The following is a 21,368-nucleotide window of genomic DNA, read 5'->3' as shown; positions in this document are numbered from 1 at the left end:
TCCGGGTCCAAGAACAGGGTTAGGGTGGCCCGGTGATCGAGACACTGGTGGCGGGCGACTCCGCGGACCCCCTGGACTACGCCGACGGCTGGGAGCTGCAGCGCCGCCTGCACGCCGAGGTGGTGGCGGGCTCGAGGCCGGACACCCTCGTGCTCTGCGAGCACTCCTCCGTCTACACCGCAGGCAAGCGCACCGAGGCGCACGAGCGCCCGGACGACGGCTCGCCCGTGGTCGACGTCGACCGCGGAGGGCGGATCACCTGGCACGGTCCGGGCCAGCTCGTCGGCTACCCGATCGTGCGGCTCGGCGAGCCCGTCGACGTGGTCGCCTACGTCCGCTCGCTGGAGGGCGTGCTGATCGCCGCTCTCGACGACCTGGGGGTGCAGGGGCGGCGCGTCGACGGGCGCTCGGGAGTGTGGATCCCGAGAGACGGCGGCGCCGACAAGATCGCCGCGATCGGCATCCGCGTCGCCTCGGGCGTGACGATGCACGGATTCGCCCTCAACGTCTCGAACAGCCTCGAGCCCTACGCCCGCATCGTCGCCTGCGGCATCGCCGACGCCGGAGTGACCACGCTCGAGCGCGAGCGCGGCGAGGCTCCGCTGATGGAGGCGGTGCGAGCGCGGGTGGCGGCGCGCTTCTCGGAGGCGGCCCCCGCCTTCTCCGCCCGCATCGAGGAGGTCGCCGCGTGAGCGCCGAGGCCGGCGGCCGCAAGCTCCTGCGGCTGGAGATCCGCAACGCCGAGACGCCGATCGAGCGCAAGCCCGAGTGGATCCGCACGAAGGCCTCGATGGGCCCGGAGTACCGGCAGCTGCAGTCGCTGGTGAAGAGCGAGGAGCTGCACACCGTCTGCCAGGAGGCGGGCTGCCCCAACATCTTCGAGTGCTGGGAGGACCGCGAGGCGACCTTCCTCATCGGGGGCGCCCAGTGCACCCGCCGCTGCGACTTCTGCCAGATCGACACCGGGAAGCCCGCGGACTACGACGCGGACGAGCCCCGGCGCGTCGGCGAGTCCGTGGCGCGGATGAAGCTCCGCTACGCGACCGTCACCGGAGTCGCCCGCGACGACCTGCCGGACGAGGGCTCCTGGCTCTACGCCGAGACCATCCGCCAGATCCACGCCCAGGCTCCGGGCACGGGGGTCGAGATCCTGGTCCCGGACTTCACGGGCCGCGCCGAGCACCTGCAGCGGGTGTTCGACGCGGAGCCGGAGGTGTTCGCCCACAACGTCGAGACGGTGCCGCGGATCTTCAAGCGCATCCGGCCGGCCTTCCGCTACGAGCGCTCGCTCGACGTGCTCACCCAGGGCCGGGAGGCGGGGCTGATCACGAAGTCGAACCTCATCCTCGGCATGGGCGAGGAGCGGGAGGAGATCTCGCAGGCGCTGCAGGACCTCTACGACGCCGGCACCGACATCGTGACCATCACGCAGTACCTCCGCCCGACGCCGCGGCATCTGCCGGTGGACCGCTGGGTGCACCCGGAGGAGTTCGTGGCGATCAAGGAAGAGGCCGAGGACATCGGCTTCCTCGGCGTCCTCGCCGGGCCCCTGGTCCGCTCCTCCTACCGGGCCGGCCGGCTCTGGGCGCGCTCGATGGAGTCGAAGGGGCTGCCGGTCCCGGAGCACCTGCGCCACCTCGCCGACGCGGCACTGGGCTTCTCGCAGGCCGTGTAGCCCGCCACCGGGACGGCGCCGGCGCGTCGTCCCGGGCGGGGCCGCTCAGCTGACGAGCTGCTGGGCGAAGACGTGGGGGGTGAAGCCGGTGAGGTCGCCGATGCCCTCGCCCTGGCCGACGAGCTTGATCGGGATGCCGGTGCGCTCCTGGACCGCGAGGACGAAGCCGCCCTTCGCGGAGCCGTCGAGCTTGGTGATGACAAGGCCGGTGACGCCCGCGTGCTCGATGAACGCCTCGGCCTGGCTCAGCCCGTTCTGACCGGTCGTCGCGTCGAGCACGAGCAGGATCTCGGAGATCGGGGCCTGCTTCTCGATGACGCGCTTGATCTTCGTGAGCTCGTCCATCAGCCCGCCCTTGGTGTGCAGGCGGCCGGCCGTGTCGATGATGACCATCTCGACGCCGGTGTCCTTCGCGAACTGCACGGTCTGGAAGGCGACGGACGCCGGATCCTGGCGCTCCTGCTGAGGGCGGACGATCTGGGCGTCGGCGCGCTGCGCCCAGGTGGCGAGCTGGTCGACCGCCGCCGCGCGGAAGGTGTCGGCCGCGCCGACCACGACGCTCCGGCCATAGTTGCGGAGGAACTTGGCGAACTTGCCGATGGTCGTGGTCTTGCCGACGCCGTTCACGCCGACCACGAGGATCACGGCGGGGCGCTCGCTGAGCTTGAGGGTCGTGTCGTACTTCGACAGGCGCTCCTCGAGGGACTCGCGGAGCATCCGCTGCAGGTCGCGCGGGTCGGTGGTGGAGTAGCGGGCGACCTTGGCGCGGAGGTCGTCGACGATCTCCTCGGTGATGTCGGGGCCGAAGTCGGCGGTGATCAGCGCCGTCTCGAGGTCGTCCCAGGTCTGGTCGTCGATCGTGCGCTTCTCGAACAGGCCGCGCAGTGCGCGGCCGAGCGACCAGGAGGTGCGTTCTGCCATGGGTCCAGGCTACCGGCGGGCGCGCCTCCGAGCGGTCGGGGAGGCGGGTTCAGGCCGGGGGCGCGGCGACGCGCTGGCCGACGACGGCCGAGACGCCGTCCTGCCGCATCGAGACGCCGTAGAGGGCGTCCGCGATCTCCATGGTCCGCTTCTGGTGGGTGATGACGATCAGCTGGCTCGAGGTGCGCAGGTCCTCGAAGATGCTGAGCAGTCGGCCGAGATTCGCGTCGTCGAGGGCGGCCTCCACCTCGTCCATGATGTAGAAGGGGCTCGGCCGCGACTTGAAGATGGCGACCATGAACGCCACGGCCGCGAGCGAGCGCTCCCCTCCGGAGAGGAGCGACAGCCGCTCGATCTTCTTGCCGGCCGGCCGCACCGCGACCTCGATGCCAGTGGTGAGCAGGTTCTCCGGGTCGGTCAGGCGGATGCTGCCGGTGCCGCCGGGGAAGAGGACGGGGAACACGTCCGCGAACGCCGCCTGCGTGTCGTCGAATGCGGAGGCGAACACGGTCTGCATCGTCTCGTCGAGCTCCTCGATGATGGTGAGCAGGTCCCGCCGGGTCCCGGTGAGGTCGGCCAGCTGCTCGGTCAGGAACGCGTGCCGCTGCTCCAGCGCGGCGAACTCCTCCAGCGCGAGCGGATTGACGCGGCCCAGCTGCCCCAGCTGCTTCTCGGCCTTCTCGAGGCGGCGGCGCTGCTCCTCGCGGACGTAGGGCCGCGGCTCCTGCTCCTCGTCCGTCTCGTCGGGGACGCCGACTCCGGGACCGTACTCCTCCACCAGCACGTCCTCGGCGAGCCCGAGCTCGGACGCGGCGCGCTCGAGCAGACCGGTGAGCTGCAGCCTCTTCTCGTAGATCTGCAGCTCGAGGCCGTGGACGCTCTCGGTGACGGACTGGAGCCGGTCGCGCACGCTCGCCTCCTCGCGGCGGAGCCCCTGCAGCTCGGCGTTCTGCTGCGAGCGCGCCGCCTCGGCCGCGACGAGCTCGGCCCGGGCCTGCTGGACGGAGCGGTCGACGGAGGCGAGGACGGCGGGGAGCGCGGCGGTCACCTCGGCCGCGGCGTCGCGCTGGCGACGGCGGATCACGGCGCGGCGCGCGGCCTCGTCGGCCGCGGCGCGGTCGGCGGCCAGCTGGCGGGCAAGCGCCTCCCCGCGGGACTGCTCCGCCCGCACCCGCTCCTTGGCGGTCTCGACGCCGAGTCGCGCCTCGATCTCGCGCTCGCGTGCGGTGTCGACGTCGCTCTGCAGACCGTCGCGCGCGCTCGCGTCGAGCACCGGCCGGGGCCTGGCGCGCGCGGCGTCGAGCGCCGACCTCGCCTCCTGGGCCGCGCGCTCGGCGTCGCCGACCCGATCCGAGGCGACGGCCAGCGCCCTCGAGCCCCGGCCGTGCTCGGCGGTGGCCGCCTCGAGCTGGGCGCGCACGCCGCCGAGCCGCTCGGTGTGGGCGGCACGGGCGGCGTCGTGCTCGCGGAGGGCCGAGAGCGCGCTCGCGGCCTGCTCCTTCGCGCCGCGGAGCGCACCGGTCTGCTCGGCGAGCTCGAAGCGGAGCCGGTCGATCCCGCCCTCGACCTCCTCCAGCCGGGCGGCGGCCGAGTCGCGCTCGGAGACGAGCTCGATCCGGCTGCGCTGCCCGCCGGAGCCGGCGCTCTGCACGGCGTCGGAGACGGTCGCGCCGTCGCGGGTGACCAGGACGGTGCCCGGATCGATGCGCTCCCTCAGGCGCCGCGCCGCGGCGAGGTCCTCGACCACGAGGAAACGCTCGAGGAGCGAGAGGACCCCGGCCGGCGCCGTGACGAGGTCACCCGCGCGTTCCGCCCCCTCGGGAACGGTGAGAGCGACGTGCGGCCGGGCGGCGTCGGCGACCAGCAGCTCGACGCGTCCGAGATCGCGCTCCAGCGCGGCGTCCAGAGCCGCGTCGGCTCGGGCTGTCGACTCGACCAGCACGGCGTCGGCGACCGCGCCGAGGGCGGCGGCGATCGCGGCCTCGGAGCCCGGCCGCACCTGGATCCGCTCGGCGACCCGGCCGAGCACCCCCTCGATCCGGGCGGCGATCAGCTCGGCCGAGCCGTCCGAGACGTCGAGGGCCAGCGACAGGGCACCCGTGCGGGCGGCCAGCGCCTCACGCTCGCGCTCCAGGGCGTGCAGCTCCTCGCGCAGCCGCTCGATCCCGGCCTCGGCGGCCGAGACCGCGGACTGGGCGAGCTCGTAGCCCTCGTCGAGGCCGCCGTCGGGGCCGCGGCCCGCGTCGTCCAGCTCGGCCTCCAGAGCGTCGAGCGCCCGCCGCGCCGCCTCCTTCCGCCGGTCGGCCGCGTCGAGGGTGTTCTGCGCGCGCAGGACCTCGCCCCGGACGGACGCGAGACGGGAGGCGGCGGTGTCGGCCTGCCCCGAGAGGGTGGAGAGCTCGAGGTCGTAGCGCGAGACGAGGGCCGCCTGCGCGGCGATCTCCTCGTCGACCGCGTCGAGGGCGGAGCGGGCGGCGACGGTCGTGCGCTGCGCCTGGACCCACGCCGTCTCCGCGTCGAGGACGGCCTGCCGCAGGCGTTCCAGCTCGACCCGCGCCTCCTCCACCTGCGCCGGCGTCACGCGCGGTTGGATCTGCGGCTGCTCGGACTCGAGCTCGAGCATCGCGAGCCGCTGCCCGGCGAGGGCCGAGAGGTTGCGCAGCCGCTCCTGCACCGACTCCAGCTCGAACGAGGTGCGCCGGGCGTCGTCGACCGCGTCGCCGACCGCCTCCGCCTCGATCCGCGCTCGCCGGAGCGTCGCCTGCTCGAGCCGCTGCTGCAGGACCACCCGCTCGCTGTGCCGCTCGCTCTCGGTGCGGGCGAAGCCGTCCAGGGCGGTCCGGAGCGCGACCACGTCGTCCGCGAGCAGGCGCGCCCGGGCGTCGCGCACCACGGCGGCGATCGTCTGCGCCTGCCGTGCGACCTCGGCCTGGCGCCCGAGGGGCTTGAGCTGGCGCCGGATCTCGCCCGCGAGGTCGGAGAGGCGGGTCAGGTTCGCCTGCATCGCCTCGAGCTTGCGGAGCGTCTTCTCCTTGCGGCGGCGGTGCTTGAGGATCCCGGCGGCCTCCTCGATGAACCCGCGCCGCTCCTCGGGGGTCGCGTGCAGCACGGCGTCGAGCTGTCCCTGCCCCACGATGACGTGCATCTCGCGCCCGAGACCGGAGTCGCTCAGAAGCTCCTGCACGTCGAGCAGCCGGCAGCCGCGTCCGTTGATCGCGTACTCGCTGCCGCCGTTGCGGAAGAGGGTCCGGGTGATCGTCACCTCGGTGTACTCGATCGGCAGGGCGCCGTCCGAGTTGTCGATGGTGAGCGCGACCTCGGCGCGGCCGAGGGGTCCGCGGGTGGAGGTGCCCGCGAAGATGACGTCCTCCATCTTGCCGCCGCGGAGCGTCTTCGCCCCCTGCTCCCCCATCACCCAGGCGAGCGCGTCGACGACGTTGCTCTTGCCCGAGCCGTTGGGGCCGACGACGCAGGTGACCCCCGGCTCGAAGGCGAACGTGGTCGGCTGAGCGAAGGACTTGAACCCCTTGAGGGTCAGGCTCTTCAGGTACACCCGGCCGCCTCGCTCCCGTCCACAACGCCTCCACGGTAGCCGACGGCCGCGGCCGGGCCGGGAGGCGGAGCCCCGACCGGCCGACGGACCGCCGCGATCCCGCACCGGAACAGGCGCAGGAGGCCGCCGCGGGCGCCGGGACGTGCACACTGGGGTGGTGAACCGCACCTCCGACCCGGCGCTCCGGATCCGCGAGCTCGCGATCCCCGAGGCCGTGGGCGCCGACGGCTGGAGCGACTTCCTCGCCCTGACCGCGATCGGCGATGCGGTGGGGACCGCCCCGGACTGCCGGGCCGTCTACACCTGGAACGCCGAGGAGAACCGACCGATGCTCGCTGTGAACGAGGCCGTCGGCTTCACCCCCGTCGCCCACGAGGGCCAGTGGAGGAAGGAGCTCTCATGACCCCGCTCGTCGAGCCCGGACCGCCGCTGACCGCCGCCGAGCGCGAGCGGTTCGCCCGGCAGATCCGCCTGGCGCCCCTCGGGGAGCTCGGACAGCGGCGCCTCCGGAACGCGCGCGTGCTGATCCTCGGCGCGGGCGGCATCGGCTCGCCGGTGATCACGGCGCTCGCCGCGGCCGGGATCGGGCGGCTCGGCATCGTGGACGGCGACGTCGTCGAGCTCTCGAACCTGGCGCGGCAGACGGCGCACGACGACTCCTCGGTGGGCCGGTCGAAGGCGGAGTCGGCGGCGGCGACCGCGCGGCGGCTCTCCCCCGGCATCGACGCCCGGGCCTTCCCGGTGTCGCTGACCTCGGCCAACGTCGACGCCCTGGTGGCGGGCTGGGACGTCGTGGTCGACGGCTTCGACACCTTCGGCGCGCGCTACCTCGCCTCGGACGCGACGACGCGCGCCGGGATCCCGCACGTGTGGGGGTCGGCGCTCGGCTTCGACGGGCAGCTCTCGACCTTCTGGGCCGGCGCTCCGGGCGGAGGGGTGACCCTGCGCGCGCTGCACCCCGAGGCCGAGGACGCGGGCGACAGCTGCTCGACGGTGGGCGTGCTGGGCGCGCTCTGCGCGCTGATCGGCTCGGCCATGGCGGCCGAGGTCGTGAAGCTCGTGACCGGGGCGGGCGAGCCGCTGTTCGGTCGCGTCCTCGTGCACGACGCCCTCGACTCCTCCTGGGCCGAGCTCCCTCTCGAGCGGCGGGTGCCGCCGGTCCCGGAGCGGCGGGCCGCGGCGGGCTCGATCACGGCGGCCGAGCTGCGGGAGCGGCTGGCCGGGCCGACGCCCCCGACCGTCGTCGACCTCCGCGAGGACGACGAGGACCGGTCCGTCGCGGTGCCCGGTGCCGTGCGGATGCCGATGTCGCGCTTCGACCCCGCCGCTCTGCCGGCCGGTCCGCTCGTGCTGCACTGCGCCTCCGGGGTCCGGTCGCGTCTCGCGGCGGAGCGCGCGGCGGCGGCGGGCGTGGCGTCCGACTCGCTCGACGGCGGGATGGCGTCGTGGCGGGAGCGGTGACCCGCGCCGCGGCCTCGTGCGCCGCGGAACGGGAGGGGTGAGGCGCACCCAGCGCCCTGCCGATCGGCGACCCGGGATGTTCGGTGCTCGCAGCGGAGAGGATCCGTCCTTCTCCGCGGATCAGGGCGGAGCAGTGTCCGAAGCTGATCGGCGGTGGCGTGCTCGCGGCCACCGTTCCGAGGAGAGCACCCATGCCGACGCCTTCACCGCACTCCGCGCGGCAGGCGGCGCTGCTCGATCCTCCCGACCCGCTCGACCCCGGCGCGGAGGCGTGATGCCCGAGGTCTGGAGTCCCGCCGAGAGGCGGCTGCGTCGGCTCGGCTGGATTCCGCGGCGCCCCCTGCCGCGAGGTGCCGTCTGCGACGCGATCGTCTCGCCGCGCCTCAGCCTCAGCCGCGCCTGGCTGCAGACCGGGGAGTTCGAGGTCCTCCCCCATCCCGGAAGGCTCCGCGTGCTCTTCAGCCTCGACGGGACCGGCCGCCTCTCCGCCCGGGGCCGCGACCACCGGCTCCCGGCCGGCAGCGCTCTCGTGACCCGCGCCTCGACGGTGCAGTACGCGGCGGCGCTCAGTCCGTGGGCGCGCTTCGAGTGGCAGCTGCGCCCCTCGGTGCTCCGCGCGAGCGAGTTCGCCTCGCTCACGGACCGGGTCCTCGCCCTCCCCGAGGCCTACTGGCGCGCACTCACCGGTGCGGCGAACACCGTCCTCACTTTCGGCGTCGAGCCCTCGGACGCGGCCTTCGAGCACTTCGAGATCGCGAGCGAGCACCTCCTGGCCTCGGCCTTCTCGGCGCTGCTGCCCTCCTCCGACCGGGAGGACCGGTCCCCCGCCGCCGTGTATGCGAACGGCACGCGCCTGATCGAGCGGCACTACCGCGACCGCTCCTTCACGGTGGAGACGCTCGCGGAGAGTCTCGGCGTGTCGGTCAGCCACCTGCACCGGGCGTTCTCGGCCGCCGGCACCACCCCTCGTCAGCGGATCGAGCGCGCGCGGGCCTTCGAGGCGCAGCGCCTCCTCGACGAGCTCGGCCCGCGGGCGGCGACGGACCTGGACCGCGTGGCGCGGTCGGCCGGCTTCAGCTCGCGGATCCACATGCAGCGGACCCTCCGCCGGATCGACGACGCGGGCTGACGTGCGCCGCCGCGTCCCCCGCGCCGGACGGGCTCCCGGCGAGGAGGCGCCCTGAGCGGCTCCCCCGGCCCGGCGGCGCGACGGAACGTCCACGGTCGGGCATGGAATCTCGTCGCGGCCCGTTCCGCGTCGACCGGAGGCCGGACGTTCGGCAGGATCGGCGCGTCCACCACCCCTCGCAGGAAAGAAAGAAAAGGAACACCATGACGGACACCAACTCCCTGGACCCGACGGCAGCGCACTCGCGCTCCCTCCCCCCGCGGATCGACTCGACCCGCGGGGGGCCCGCCCGGCGGACGATCATGTCGGGTGCGGCCTGGTCCGTCCCCGTCGTCGCCGCGGCGGTCGCGACCCCCGCGGCCGCCGCGTCCACCGGCCTCACCCTCGCCTTCGACGCCCCGGCGTACTCCTTCCCCGCCTGCACCACGAGAACGGTCTCCGTCCTCGCCACGACCAACGGTGCTCCCGCTGCCGGCGACACGGTCACCGTCACTCTCCCCGCCGGCCTGACCAGCGGCGGCGCGCAGACCGTCAGGGCGACGACCGGCGCGGACGGACGCGTGAGCATCCCGGTCACGGCCGGGAACGTGGCGCAGAACGGCATCACCCTCTCCGCCGTCTCCGGCGCCGCGGGCGCGACGGCGACCGCGAGCACCACCGCGACCACGGGGACCGCCGTCCGGTACGTCACCGACGGCGGAGGGACGACGCCGGAGTCGAACGGCAACGTGCCCTCGGGAGCCAAGACCGTCGGACCCCGGTACTACCTGACGGAGTCGGGCGAGCTCTACCACGGCGGGGGGCGGATCGCGCGCGGCGTCACCAGCGTCCAGGGCTTCCGCGACGAGCAGAACCGCGACGTCGCCGACTTCGTGGTCGACGGCGTCTTCTACCGCTTCGTCACCGGAGACGCCGCGCCGAAGGCCATCGGGAGCGGCGTGCCGGCCGGATCGACGGTCCATGCGCCCGCCTTCTACGTCACACCGAACGGCGAGCTGCGGCGCGCCGGCGGAGCCCTCGTGACCACCGGAGTGACGAGCGCGGACTCCTTCCGCGACCAGAGCAACAACGACGTCATCGACGTGATCGTCGGCTCGGAGCTCGTCCGCTACATCAACTCCACGAAGAACCAGGTCTACGCCAGGAACGTTCCGGCAGGATCGACGGCCTTGGCGCCCTCGTACCACCTGACGCCGGACGGGCGCCTCTTCAACAGCAGCATCCTGGTCGCCACCGGGGTGACCAGTGCCGACGCCTACCGCGATCGACAGAACCGTGACGTCGTGGACGTGATCCAGAACGGCGCTCTCGTCCGGTACGGGGCGTTCGCGGACAGGACGCAGCCGCAGATCCGCGTCGCCTCCGGTGTGCCCTCCGACGCCACCATCTACGCGCCGGACGCCTACGTGACCCGGGACGGCCGGGCCTTCGTCAGCGGCGTGCTGGTCGCCACCGGAGTCTCCTCGGCGTTCGGATTCCGCGACGTGCAGAATCGCAACGTGCTCGACACGATGACCAACGTCCTGTGCCCGTGACGCACGGGATCGGCCACTGATCCGGTCCTGCCCCGCCGCACGCGGGTCCGAGGGAGGCGTCCCGCGGGTCCCTGTGCGGCGGGACAGGACCAGTGCGTCCTCGGGATGCTTCGTCCTCCAGAAGCGCGGACGCACCTGCTGCGGACCGCGCGGAGCGGACGCACCGGTCCGGTCGAGGACGGCTCGTCACGGAGGGCTCTTCGGGGTCAGCCGCCGGCGAACGGCGGCAGGACGTCGACCGCGGCATCGGGACGCAGCGGCGTGGCCCTGTCCGCGGTCGACACGCCGTCGACCAGGTAGGTGCACCGTGCGAGCACGTCGGCGGCCGAGGGCGCGGAGGCGACGAGTCTCTCCTCGAGAGCGCCCAGGTCGGGCACCTCGTCGAGCTCGTCGGAACCACGGCCGAGGGCGGCCTTGGCCGCCGCGAAGTAGCGGACCCGCATGCTCATCCGCCGATCGCGCTCATCGTGCGCTCGGGCTGCACGAAGCCCGCCCGGTTCATCTCGTGTCCCGCGGGCTTGGCCCACATCGCCCCGCGCCAGAGCTGGGCGACCTCGTGGTCGTCCGCGCCCGCGCGCATCGGGCCGAGCAGGTCCGTCTCCTCGTTCGAGAAGAGGCAGCTGCGGACACCGCCCTCGGCGGTGAGCCGGGTGCGGCGGCAGTCGTCGCAGAAGTTCTCGGTGACGGACGCGATGATCCCCACCTGGCCGAGCACCTCGGACCCCCCGGCCTCGCGGACGTCGAAGAGCTCGGCGGGGGCGCCGTCACGGGGGGCCGCGTGCGGGCTGAGCGAGAAGCGCTCCGAGAGCAGCGCCCGGATGTCCGCGGCGGTGATCATGGTCGCGCGGTCCCAGCCGTGGTCGGCGTCGAGCGCCATCTGCTCGATGAAGCGGAGCTGGTGGCCCCCCGCGAGGGCCCAGGCGAGCAGCTCCGGGGCCTCGTGGTCGTTGATCCCGGGCAGGAGCACCGCGTTGATCTTGGTCTGGTCCAGGCCGGCGGGACCGAGCGCGTCGATGCCCGCGAGCACGCGGTCGAGGAACGGGCGACGGGTGACCTTCGCGAAGGTCTCGGCGCAGATCGAGTCGAGCGAGACGTTGACGCGGTTCAGACCCGCGTCGGCGAGCGCCGCCGCCCGACCCGACAGGCCGATCGCGTTCGTGGTGAGCGAGATCTCGGGGCGCGGGTCGAGGGAGGCGACGTCGCGGATGATGTCGACGAGGTCCTTGCGCAGGAGCGGCTCGCCGCCGGTGAAGCGGATCTGGCGGACGCCGAACTGCTCCACGGCGATGCGCGCGAGGCGGAGGATCTCCTCACGGCTGAGGAGGGACGCGGGCGGCTGGAACGGCAGGCCCTCCGCCGGCATGCAGTAGGTGCAGCGCAGATTGCACTTGTCCGTCAGCGAGATCCGCAGATCGTCTGCGACGCGCCCGTAGGTGTCCAGGAGGAGCGGGGTGGCGGGGCGGTCGGCCGGGAGGACCGCGCTGCGCTGTCGGGGCCGGAAGCCCGGGATCCCCAGTGCTGTGCTCATCCGCTCACACTACGCCGCGGAACCGGGCGCGACCCGGCAAGATGGACTCGGTCCCGCCGCCGGTCGGGCTCCGCCGCTCGCGAGAGGACACGATGACCTCGATCGACCTGCACGCCGCCCGGGTGCGGGCGCTGCTCGCGCCGCTGGCCACGCGGGGTGCCCGCGAGACGCTGAGCCTGGAGCCGGCCGCCGTCGCCGCCGATCCGGGCGCGTACGACCGGCGGGTCCTCGCCCGCTCCGTCGACTCCCCGCTCGACCTGCCGCGCTTCGACAACTCGCAGATGGACGGCTTCGCGGTGCGGGCGGCCGACCTCGACGCGGCGGCGCCGGAGCATCCCGTCGCCCTGCCCGTCTCGGCGCCGATCCCCGCGGGCGACCGGGCGCCGCGGCACGAGCCCGGCACGGCGACACCGATCATGACCGGCTCGCCGCTGCCTGAGGGGGCCGACGCCGTCGTCCCGGTCGAGCGCGTCGATCCTCCGCGCTTCCCCGCGGCGGGCAGCGTCGCCTTCGCGCACCCGGTGGTGCCGGCGACCTTCGTCCGAGCCCGGGGCAGCGACGCCCGCCGCGGCGAGCTCGCCCTCCCGGCCGGCACGGTCCTCCGCGCGGCCCACTACGGACTCCTCGCCTCCCTCGGGCTGACCGAGGCGGAGGTGCTGCCGCGACTCCGGGTGCTCGTCGTCCCCACCGGCAACGAGATCCGTCCCGCAGGCGCCGTCCTCGAGGAGGCGCAGATCCACGACGCGAACGGCGCCCTGCTGGCCGAGGCCGTCCGCGAGGCGGGCGCGCTGCCCGTCGTCGCCGCCTGCACGAGCGATCGGGCCGAGGACCTCCTGTCGCTGCTCGAAGAGCACGCGGGCGCGGCCGACCTGGTGATCACGGTCGGCGGTGTCAGCGCGGGCGCCTACGAGGTCGTCCGCGACGCGCTCGGCCCGGCGGGCTCGGAGTTCGGCCACGTCGAGATGCAGCCGGGCGGCCCACAGGGCCTCGGTCTCGTGCGCGTGGCCGAGGGGCTGCACCTGCCGGTGGTCTCGCTTCCCGGGAACCCGGTGAGCGCCCTGGTCTCGTTCGAGGTGTTCCTCCGGCCCGTGCTGCGCTCGCTCGCGGGACGGACGCCCGCCGAGCGGCCGCGGCGCCGTGCGCGCCTCGGCACGGCGCTCGACTCGCCCGCGCACCTGCACCAGATCCGCCGCGGAGTCCTCGACGACGAGGGCCTCGTGCACCCGGTGGGCGGGCCCGGCTCGCACCTGCTGGCGTCCTACGCCCGCTCCACCGTGCTCATCCACGTCCCCGTCGGGACGGACCACGCAGCGACCGGCGACACGGTCGAGATCTGGAGGATCGATGACTGAGAGCGATCGGCTCACCCATGTGCGCGGCGACGGAGCCGTGCACATGGTCGATGTGAGCGCGAAGGAGGTCACGGCGCGCACCGCCGTCGCCGAGGGCTACGTCGAGACCTCGCCCTACGTGGTGCGGCTCCTCAAGCAGGGCGAGCTGCCCAAGGGCGAAGCGCTCGGCGTGGCGCGGATCGCCGGGATCCTCGGCGCGAAGGCGACCTCGACCCTCATCCCGCTCTGCCACCCGCTGGCGCTGGACGGCGTCGACGTGGACCTTGAGCCGCAGGACAGCCGCGTCCGGATCGAGGCGCGCGTGCGCACGACCGGGCGCACCGGCGTCGAGATGGAGGCGCTGACCGCGGTCAGCGTGGCAGCCCTCACGGTCTACGACATGATCAAGGCGGTCGATCGCGGTGCCGCGATCACCGGTATCCGTGTGCTCGCGAAGGCGGGCGGGAGGAGCGGCTCGTGGACGAGCGGAGGAACCCCGTGACGCGGCGGGCGGTGGCGGTCGTCGCCTCCACCCGTGCCGCCTCCGGCGTGTACGAGGACCGGACGGGACCGGCGCTGGAGGCCTGGTTCACCACCCGCGGCTGGGAGTCCCGGGTGGTCGTCGTGGCCGACGGCGACGCGGTGGGCGAGGCGATCGCCGACGCGATCGGCAGCGGAGTCGACGTGGTCGTGACCACCGGCGGGACGGGCGTCGCCCCGAGCGACGTCACCCCGGAGCAGACCGCCCCCCTCCTGGAGAGGCCCCTGCCCGGCCTCGCCGAGGCGGTGCGCGCCAAGGGCGCCGCCCACGTCCCGACCGCCGTGCTCAGCCGCGGGCTCGCCGGCGTCAGCGGCCGCACCGTCGTGGTGAACCTCCCCGGCTCCCCCGGCGGCGTCCGCGACGGGATCGACGTGCTCGACCCGGTGATCGGGCACCTCCTCGATCAGCTCGGAGGCGGCGACCATGCCCGCTGAGCCGGTCGCCCTCGCCCGGCTCGCGGCCGAGGCCATCACCGTCGACGAGTGCGAGCAGGCGGTCGACTCCCCGACGCACGGCGCCGTCGTGACCTTCGCGGGCGTCGTCCGCGACCACGACGAGGGCCGCGGCGTGCTCCGGCTGTCCTACGAGGCGCACCCGGACGCCCCCGCCGCACTCCTCGCCTCCGCCCGCCGCATCGCCGAGCGCTGGCCCGACGTCCGGATCGCCGCCGTGCACCGGGTCGGCGACCTCGTGGTCGGCGACCTCGCCCTCGCCTGCGCCGTGGCCTCGGCCCACCGCGCAGCGGCCTTCGAAGCCTGCGCGGCACTGGTCGACGACATCAAGGCGTCGGTGCCGATCTGGAAGGAGCAGTCCTTCGTCGACGGCAGCTCGGAGTGGGTCGCGAGCCTCGGCTGATCTTCCTTCGAGCCCGTCCCCGCCGGGCTCGACGCGGTCGGCCGGAGAGGGTGGTCACGTTTCGCAGAGCGGGGAGCGACCGCCTAGACCGATCCGCTGGCACGCGGATCGATCGTTCGGCTCGACCTTCCTGATCTCCGAGCCCGTCCCCGCCGGGCTCGGCGCAGTCGGCTTTCCGGCGTGGATGCGATTCGCAGAGCGGGGAGCGAGCGCCTAGACCGATCCGCTGGCACGCGGATCGATCGTTCGGCTCGGGGGGAGAGCGAGGGGGTGGCGGGTCGACATCGGGAGGTCGCCCACTGATCCGCAAGGTCGGGGCCCGGGGTGCGGCGCAGCGGATGGCGGATCCGCCGGAGGGACGGGGAGCGGAGCCGCCGGAGGACGGGGTGGGGAAACACGGGCGTCACACGGGTGGGGTTCACTGGGGGGAGACGCCCGACGGGCGCGGGACGGAGGCGCGGCATGGACCTGAACACGATCCAGCGCGTCCGGGTGGTGCGCGAGCGCTCCGAGCTGGCGGGCCGCGGGCCGCGCTCAGCGGTCATCGGAGGCGGCTCCTGGGTGTTCTCCCTCCCCCACGACCACCTCGACGAGCTCCTCGACCTGCAGGGATTCGCCTGGGAGCCGATCGTGCGCACGGACGCCGGGCTCTCGATCGCGGCGACCTGCACGCTCAGCGAGCTCGCCGCGATGCCCGACGCGGGCGACACCGCCCATCCGCTCTTCTTCCAGTGCTGCACGGCACTGCTGGGCTCCTTCAAGATCTGGAACGTCGCCACTGTCGGCGGCAACATCGCCAACGCCCTGCCCGCAGGACCGATGATCAGCCTCGCCGCCGCGCTCGACGCCACCGCCCTCGTCTGGCGGGCCGACGGCTCGGACGTCGCCGTGCCGGTCGCCGAGCTCGTGACCGGCAACACGACCACTTCCCTGGCCCAGGACGACGTCATCCGCTCGATCGAGATCCCGCTCTCCTCCCTCCGGGCGCGCACCGCGTTCCGCAAGACGGCGCTCTCCCCTCTCGGACGCTCCGGCGCCGTCGTCATCGGCCGCCTCGACACCGACGGCGCGTTCGTGCTCACGATCACCGCGGCGACCGTCCGGCCGGAGCGGCTCCGCTTCGCCGCCGTTCCCTCCTCGGCCGAGCTCGCCGCGGCCGTCGACGGCGTCGCGACCTGGTTCACCGACCCGCACGGAGCCGCCGACTGGCGCCACGCCGTCGTCCGCGTGCTCGCCGAGGAGATCCGCACCGAGCTGACCGGAGGCGCCCGATGAGGTTCACCGTCAACGGGGAGCCGGTCGACGCCTCCCCCCGCCCCGGCCAGGTGCTGCGCACCCTCCTCCGCGACCACGAGCACTTCGAGGTGAAGAAGGGGTGCGACGCCGGCGACTGCGGCGCCTGCTCCGTCCTCGTCGACGGGACGCCGTTCCACTCCTGCCTCTACCCCGCCCACCGCGTCGAGGGGCGGGAGGTGACGACCGCGGCCGGCCTCGGCACGCCCGAGGAGCCGAGCGCGGTGCAGGAGGCGTTCGTCGAGGCCGGCGCGTTCCAGTGCGGCTTCTGCACGGCCGGCATGGTGGTCACGGCCACGGCGCTCGACGGAATCCGCGCCGAGGACGTGCCGCGGCTGATGAAGGGCAACCTCTGCCGGTGCACGGGCTACCGCCCCATCCGCGAGGCCCTGACGGGCGCCTGCGCGTCCGGGCACGGCGCGCACGCGGCCGAGCCGTCCGGCGCGGATCGCACGGAGGCCCCGGCCCGCGGACGGCACGCGACCCCGCCGTCGGGTCTCACCCCCGTCCGCCGCACCGGTCGCCCGTCGGCCGAGGAGTCCCGGGTCGGCCGCTCGCTCGGCGCGCCCGCCGGCCGGCGGATCGTCCAGGGCCGCGAGCCGTTCACCCTCGACGTCGCCGTGCCCGGCCTGCTGCACCTGAAGGTCGTCCAGAGCCCGCACGCCCACGCGCGCATCCGCTCGATCGACACGACCGCCGCCCGCGCGATGCGGGGCGTCGTCGCGGTCCTCACCGCCGAGGACGTCCCCGACGTCCTCTACTCCACCGCCCGCCACGAGTCCCGGCTCGACGACCCGGACGACACTCGCATGCTCGACACCGTCGTCCGGTTCCGCGGGCAGCGCGTGGCCGTGGTGGTCGCGGAGTCGGTGGCCGAGGCGGAGGCGGCCTGCCGCGCCGTCGAGGTCGACTACGAGGTGCTGCCCGCCGTCTTCGACCCGGAGGAGGCGCGCTCGGCCGGCGCGCCGCTCCTGCACGCCGACAAGGATCCGATCGCCTCGCGCATCGCCCGGCCGGAGGCGAACGTCGTCGCGGAGCTCCACGGAGAGTACGGGGACGTGGCCGCCGGACTCGCGGAGGCCGACGTGGTCGTCGAGGGCCGGTACTCGACCTCCCGGGTCGCGCACACGGCGCTCGAGACCCACGGCACCATCGGCTGGCTCGAGGGCGGAGAGCTGGTGCTGCGGACCTCGACGCAGGTGCCCTTCCTCGTGCGCGACGAGATCGCGCGCCTGTTCGACCGCGATCCGTCGACCGTCCGCGTCTTCACGGCACGGGTGGGCGGCGGCTTCGGCGGCAAGCAGGAGATCCTGACGGAGGACGTCGTCGCCCTCGCCGTGCTCGCCACCGGCCGGCCCGTGCAGTTCGAGTTCACCCGGAGCGACGAGTTCACGATGGCCCCATGCCGACACCCGATGCGGGTCGGCGTCACGCTCGGCGCCCGGCGCGACGGACGGCTGACCGCCCTCGCCGTGGACGTGCTCTCGGACACCGGCGCCTACGGCAATCACGGACCCGGCGTGATGTTCCACGGCACCTCGGAGTCGGTCGCCGTCTACAGCGCGCCCAGCAAGCGCGTCGACGCGCAGGCCGTCTACACGAACAACCTCCCCTCGGGAGCGTTCCGCGGCTACGGCCTCGGGCAGGTGATCTTCGGCATCGAGTCGGCGATGGACGATCTCGCCCGCGAGCTCGGGATCGACCCGTTCGAGCTGCGGCGGATCAACGCGGTGCGCCCGGGCGAGCCGCTGGTGGTCACGCACGTCGAGGGCGACGACATCGGCTTCGCCTCCTACGGGCTCGACCAGTGCCTCGACCTCACCGAGGCGGCACTGGCCGGCGGCGGCGGCTCCCCCGCCCCCGACGGACCGGGGTGGCGGACAGGGCAGGGCACGGCACTGGCGATGATCGCCACCATCCCACCGCGGGGCCACTTCTCGGAGGCGACCGTCACCGTCGACGCCGCGGGCGTGCTGACCATCGGCGTCGGCACGGCCGAGTTCGGCAACGGGACCACCACCGTGCACACGCAGCTGGTCGCGAGCGCCTTCCGCGCCTCGGCCGACCGGGTGCGGATCCGCCAGTCCGACACGGACGCGGCCCGCTACGACACCGGAGCGTTCGGCAGCGCCGGCACGGTCGTCGCGGGCAAGGCCGTCCACTCGGCCGCGACGCGCCTCCTCGCCGAGCTGCAGGCGCTCGCCAAGCGGCTGACCGGGCACGACGAGACCTTCGAGCCCGACGACGAGGGCCTGCTCGCTCCGGACGGCACCCGGGTCGCGTTCGCCGATCTGGTCCGCGCGGCCGGCGGACCGGTCACCGCGACCGGGAGCGAGGACGGCGCTCAGCGCTCGCTCGCGTTCAACGTCCAGGGGTTCCGCGTCGCGGTGCACGAGCCGACGGGCGAGGTGCGGATCCTGCAGTCGGTCCAGGCGGCCGACGCCGGCTTCGTGATCAACCCGGCGCAGTGCCGCGGGCAGGTCGAGGGCGGAGTGGCGCAGGCGATCGGCTCGGCGCTGTACGAGGAGGTGATCCTCGACGGCGAGGGCACCGTGACCACGGCGATCCTCCGGAACTACCACATCCCGCAGATGGCGGACGTGCCCGAGACCGAGGTGCTCTTCGCGGACACCGCCGACGAGCTCGGGCCGTTCGGCGCGAAGTCGATGAGCGAGGCGCCCTACAACCCGGTCGCCCCCGCACTCGCCAACGCCGTCCGCGACGCGATCGGCGTGCGGCCGACCGAGCTGCCGCTCTCCCGCGACCGGATCTGGCGGCTCCTGCACCCGGACGCCGCCCCGGTCGCGACCGTCGCGGCGGAGGCGCCGCCCGGCTGAACGACGACGGGCTGAGCGCCGATCGGCCGCCGCAGCTCAGACGCGCGACGCGAGCTCCGTGCTCGCCCGGGCGACCTCGCGGGCGATCGCGTCCTCGTCCGCGTTCACCAGCCGTCCCTCCCGCACCGTCGGGCGACCCTGCACCAGGAGCAGGCTCAGCGGGGGCTGCGCTCCGAGTGCGAGGGCCGCGACCGGGTCGGCGATGCCCGCGTGCTCGATCCCGTCGATCCGCCAGAGCGCGAGGTCGGCGAGCTTGCCGACCTCGATCGAGCCGATCTCGTCCTGCCGGCCGAGCACCCGGGCCCCGCCGATGGTGGCGACCGAGAGCGCCTGCCGGGCGCTCATCCGGTCGGCGCCGGCGCGCAGGCGGTTCATCAGGACCGCGGCGCGGATCTCGGAGCCGAGCTGCCCGGACTCGTTCGACGCCGCGCCGTCCACCCCGAGGCCGACCGGTGCTCCTGCCGCCAGCAGCTGCGGGATCGGCGCGATGCCCGCGGCGAGCCGGCCGTTCGAGGACGGGCAGTGCGCGACTCCGGTGCCCGTGGCCGCGAACTTCGCGATCGCGTCGGCGTCGAGGTGGACGCAGTGCGCCATCCAGACGTCGTCGCCGAGCCAGCCGAGCGACTCCAGGTGGTCGGTGGGCGAGAGGCCGAACGCCTCCCGCGTGTAGGCGTCCTCCTCCACGGTCTCGGAGCCGTGGGTGTGCAGCCGGACCCCGAGCTGACGGGCGAGGACGGCCGACTCGCGCAGCAGGTCGGTGGTCACCGAGAAGGGCGAGCACGGGGCGATCGCGACCCGCACCATCGCGTCGGCGGAGGCGTCGTGGTACCGCTGGACCGCCTCTCCACTGGCCTGGAGCGCGGCCGCCGTGGTCTCGACGGCGAAGTCCGGCGGGAGGCCGCCCCGGGACTCGCCGAGGTCCATCGACCCGCGGGTCGCGTGCAGCCGGAGGCCGAGGGTGCCGGCCGCGTCGACGATGCCGCCGACGATGTCGCCGGAGCCCCGCGGGAAGACGTAGTGGTGGTCGGCGACGGTGCTGCAGCCGGACCGGGCGAGGACGCCCATCGCGCCGAGGGCGGCGGAGCGGGTCAGGTCGGCGTCGATGCGGGACCAGGCGGGGTAGAGCGCGACCAGCCAGTCGAAGAGGATCGAGTCCTGCGCCCAGCCGCGGGTGAGCCACTGGTAGAGGTGGTGGTGCGTGTTGACGAGCCCGGGTGTGAGCAGGTGGCCTCGGCCGTCGACCCGCGTGAGCGTGATCGCCTCCTGCGCCGGCAGACCCGTCGGCGACCGTCCGTCGAGGGCCCATGCCGGAGGGTCGCCGGCCCCGACGGCGACGATGCGGGAGTCGTCGACGACGACGTGGCCGACGGGGTGCTCGGTCCCGTGCGCGTCGACGGTGGCGACGTGGGCTCCGGTGAGGACGTGGCGCTGCATGCCCCGAGCATGGCAGCGCGGTGTTTCGCGGCCGTTTCCCGCCGGAGTGCGATCAGGCCGGCGCGATCACGACGGCGCGTGGTCAGGGAAGGACGTGCGGCTCAGCGCGCCGCGTGGATCGGGCCCGAGCGCCCCGCGAGCGGCTCCCCGGACGTCCCCGTGCGCGCGGCGAGGACCTCCGCGAGGATCGACACGGCCGTCTCCTCCGGCGTCGACGCGCCGATATCCAGGCCGATCGGCGAGTGCAGCCGGGCGAGCGCCTCCTCCGTCACTCCCGCCTCGCGCAGCAGCCGCAGCCGCCGCTCGTGGGTGCGCCGCGATCCCATCGCGCCGACGTAGGCGACCGGGAGCGCGAGCGCGGTCTCGAGCAGCGGGATGTCGAACTTCTCGTCGTGCGTGAGCACCGCGATCACGGTGCGCGAGTCGACCTCGGCGCGGGCGAGGTGGTCGGACGGCCACTCGACGAGGACCTCGTCCGCGCCCGGGAAGCGCTCGGCGGTCGCGAACACCGGACGCGCGTCGCAGACGGTCACGCGGTAGCCGAGCAGGGAGCCTGCGGAGCAGAGCGCGGCGGAGAAGTCGACGGCGCCGTAGATCAGCAGGCGCGGCCGCTCCGCGTGCACGACGTAGGCGACCTCGAGCTCGGCGCCCCGGCAGGCGGTCTCGACCGTGGCCGAGCGGCCGGAGGCCAGGCGCGCCTCGCGCTCGGCGAGGATGCGGCGGGCGGTGTCCTCGTCCAGGTGCGGGCCGACGACGTCCTGAAGGCGCGTCGCTCCGGTGAGGACGAGGCCGACCAGCTCCTCCGGGCCGCCGACGACGATCGCCAGCGCGGCCGAGCGGCCGGCGCGGGCGGCGCGCAGCTCGGCGAGGACCGCGGTGCAGCCGGAGTCGACGACCTGGCCGAACACGCGCAGCTGCCCCCCGCAGGACAGGCCCGCGGCGAAGGCCGCCTCGTCGTCGAAGCCGAAGTGCTCGGACGCGCTGCCCGAGGTGCCGAGCACCTCCTGGGCCAGCGCGTACGCCTGCGCCTCGACGCAGCCGCCGGAGATCGAGCCGATCGCGCGTCCCTCCGCGTCCACCGCCATCGAGGAGCCGAGAGCGCGGGGAGCCGAGCCGAAGACATGCGTGACCGTGACGACGGCGACGCTCCCGCCCGTCTCGACGCGCTCGAGTAGGGCGGCGGCGATGTCGAGCACGACGGCCTCCTCCTCTCGGACGGGAGGCGACGGCGCCGGGGCTGCGGGGAGGCCGGGCGGAGCCGCCGACGGGCGCTCA

At 74.4% G+C, this 21,368-nt stretch carries 18 protein-coding genes; 12 read left to right on the top strand and 6 right to left on the bottom strand.

Annotated elements, in window-relative coordinates:
• Window positions 1-32 precede the first annotated feature (32 nt).
• Window positions 33-692 (top strand): lipoyl(octanoyl) transferase LipB, encoded by a 660-nt coding sequence (lipB, locus tag C5D66_RS00545; RefSeq protein WP_104256305.1) that lies wholly within the window; start codon window positions 33-35, stop codon window positions 690-692.
• Complete coding sequence (gene lipA / locus C5D66_RS00540; protein ID WP_104256304.1) at window positions 689-1,675, top strand: lipoyl synthase; 987 nt, start codon at window positions 689-691, stop codon at window positions 1,673-1,675. Before lipB ends, lipA begins: the two co-directional genes overlap by 4 nt.
• Window positions 1,676-1,720: 45 nt before the next feature.
• Here the strand turns inward: lipA and ftsY are convergent, their stop codons facing one another.
• Window positions 1,721-2,596, bottom strand: coding sequence for a signal recognition particle-docking protein FtsY (gene ftsY, locus C5D66_RS00535; RefSeq protein ID WP_104223920.1), 876 nt, complete (start codon window positions 2,594-2,596; stop codon window positions 1,721-1,723).
• Window positions 2,597-2,645: 49 nt separating this feature from the next.
• Window positions 2,646-6,149 (bottom strand): chromosome segregation protein SMC, encoded by a 3,504-nt coding sequence (gene smc, locus C5D66_RS00530; RefSeq protein WP_104256303.1) that lies wholly within the window; start codon window positions 6,147-6,149, stop codon window positions 2,646-2,648.
• Window positions 6,150-6,306: 157 nt separating this feature from the next.
• Between smc and C5D66_RS17585 the strand changes: the two genes are divergently transcribed.
• From C5D66_RS17585 to C5D66_RS00510, 4 genes are all read left to right on the top strand, one after another.
• Window positions 6,307-6,552, top strand: coding sequence for a hypothetical protein (locus C5D66_RS17585; RefSeq protein ID WP_181028756.1), 246 nt, complete (start codon window positions 6,307-6,309; stop codon window positions 6,550-6,552).
• Window positions 6,549-7,610 (top strand): ThiF family adenylyltransferase, encoded by a 1,062-nt coding sequence (locus tag C5D66_RS00520; RefSeq protein WP_104232484.1) that lies wholly within the window; start codon window positions 6,549-6,551, stop codon window positions 7,608-7,610. The genes C5D66_RS17585 and C5D66_RS00520 overlap by 4 nt, the downstream gene beginning before the upstream one ends.
• 274 nt (window positions 7,611-7,884) lie before the next feature.
• Complete coding sequence (locus tag C5D66_RS00515; protein ID WP_104226887.1) at window positions 7,885-8,739, top strand: AraC family transcriptional regulator; 855 nt, start codon at window positions 7,885-7,887, stop codon at window positions 8,737-8,739.
• Between the two features lie 203 nt (window positions 8,740-8,942).
• On the top strand, window positions 8,943-10,274 hold the full coding sequence (locus tag C5D66_RS00510) for a hypothetical protein (RefSeq protein WP_104256302.1): 1,332 nt from the start codon (window positions 8,943-8,945) through the stop codon (window positions 10,272-10,274).
• A gap of 206 nt (window positions 10,275-10,480) precedes the next feature.
• On the opposite strand, the gene C5D66_RS00505 is transcribed toward C5D66_RS00510, so the two are convergent.
• Window positions 10,481-10,723 (bottom strand): MoaD/ThiS family protein, encoded by a 243-nt coding sequence (locus C5D66_RS00505; protein WP_104223924.1) that lies wholly within the window; start codon window positions 10,721-10,723, stop codon window positions 10,481-10,483.
• On the bottom strand, window positions 10,720-11,802 hold the full coding sequence (gene moaA, locus C5D66_RS00500; RefSeq protein WP_104226889.1) for a GTP 3',8-cyclase MoaA: 1,083 nt from the start codon (window positions 11,800-11,802) through the stop codon (window positions 10,720-10,722). The genes C5D66_RS00505 and moaA overlap by 4 nt, the downstream gene beginning before the upstream one ends.
• A gap of 92 nt (window positions 11,803-11,894) precedes the next feature.
• Here moaA and glp point away from each other — a divergent pair, with 92 nt between their 5' ends.
• The 6 genes from glp to C5D66_RS00470 all read left to right on the top strand — a co-directional run bounded on the left by glp (window position 11,895) and on the right by C5D66_RS00470 (window position 18,659).
• Entirely contained in the window at window positions 11,895-13,154 is a 1,260-nt protein-coding gene (glp, locus tag C5D66_RS00495; protein WP_104256316.1) for a gephyrin-like molybdotransferase Glp, read from the top strand.
• On the top strand, window positions 13,147-13,635 hold the full coding sequence (moaC, locus tag C5D66_RS00490; RefSeq protein ID WP_104256301.1) for a cyclic pyranopterin monophosphate synthase MoaC: 489 nt from the start codon (window positions 13,147-13,149) through the stop codon (window positions 13,633-13,635). Before glp ends, moaC begins: the two co-directional genes overlap by 8 nt.
• Complete coding sequence (locus C5D66_RS00485; RefSeq protein ID WP_244229433.1) at window positions 13,611-14,108, top strand: molybdenum cofactor biosynthesis protein B; 498 nt, start codon at window positions 13,611-13,613, stop codon at window positions 14,106-14,108. Before moaC ends, C5D66_RS00485 begins: the two co-directional genes overlap by 25 nt.
• Entirely contained in the window at window positions 14,098-14,529 is a 432-nt protein-coding gene (locus tag C5D66_RS00480; protein WP_104226891.1) for a molybdenum cofactor biosynthesis protein MoaE, read from the top strand. Before C5D66_RS00485 ends, C5D66_RS00480 begins: the two co-directional genes overlap by 11 nt.
• Before the next feature lie 462 nt (window positions 14,530-14,991).
• A complete protein-coding gene (locus tag C5D66_RS00475) occupies window positions 14,992-15,804 on the top strand; it encodes an FAD binding domain-containing protein (RefSeq protein ID WP_104256300.1) in 813 nt (270 codons plus the stop codon).
• Entirely contained in the window at window positions 15,801-18,659 is a 2,859-nt protein-coding gene (locus C5D66_RS00470) for a molybdopterin cofactor-binding domain-containing protein (RefSeq protein WP_104256299.1), read from the top strand. The genes C5D66_RS00475 and C5D66_RS00470 overlap by 4 nt, the downstream gene beginning before the upstream one ends.
• Window positions 18,660-18,695: 36 nt before the next feature.
• Here C5D66_RS00470 and C5D66_RS00465 read toward each other — a convergent pair whose 3' ends face one another.
• Window positions 18,696-20,093, bottom strand: coding sequence for an 8-oxoguanine deaminase (locus C5D66_RS00465; protein WP_104256298.1), 1,398 nt, complete (start codon window positions 20,091-20,093; stop codon window positions 18,696-18,698).
• Window positions 20,094-20,194: 101 nt separating this feature from the next.
• The gene (locus C5D66_RS00460; protein ID WP_258061288.1) at window positions 20,195-21,289 is read right to left on the bottom strand and encodes an XdhC family protein; all 1,095 of its coding nucleotides are present in this window, start codon (window positions 21,287-21,289) and stop codon (window positions 20,195-20,197) included.
• Window positions 21,290-21,368 lie beyond the last annotated feature (79 nt).

The organism is Rathayibacter sp. AY1B4 (assembly GCF_002932815.1).
Lineage (GTDB): Bacteria > Actinomycetota > Actinomycetes > Actinomycetales > Microbacteriaceae > Rathayibacter.
This window is presented reverse-complemented; position numbering and strand designations above follow the sequence as displayed.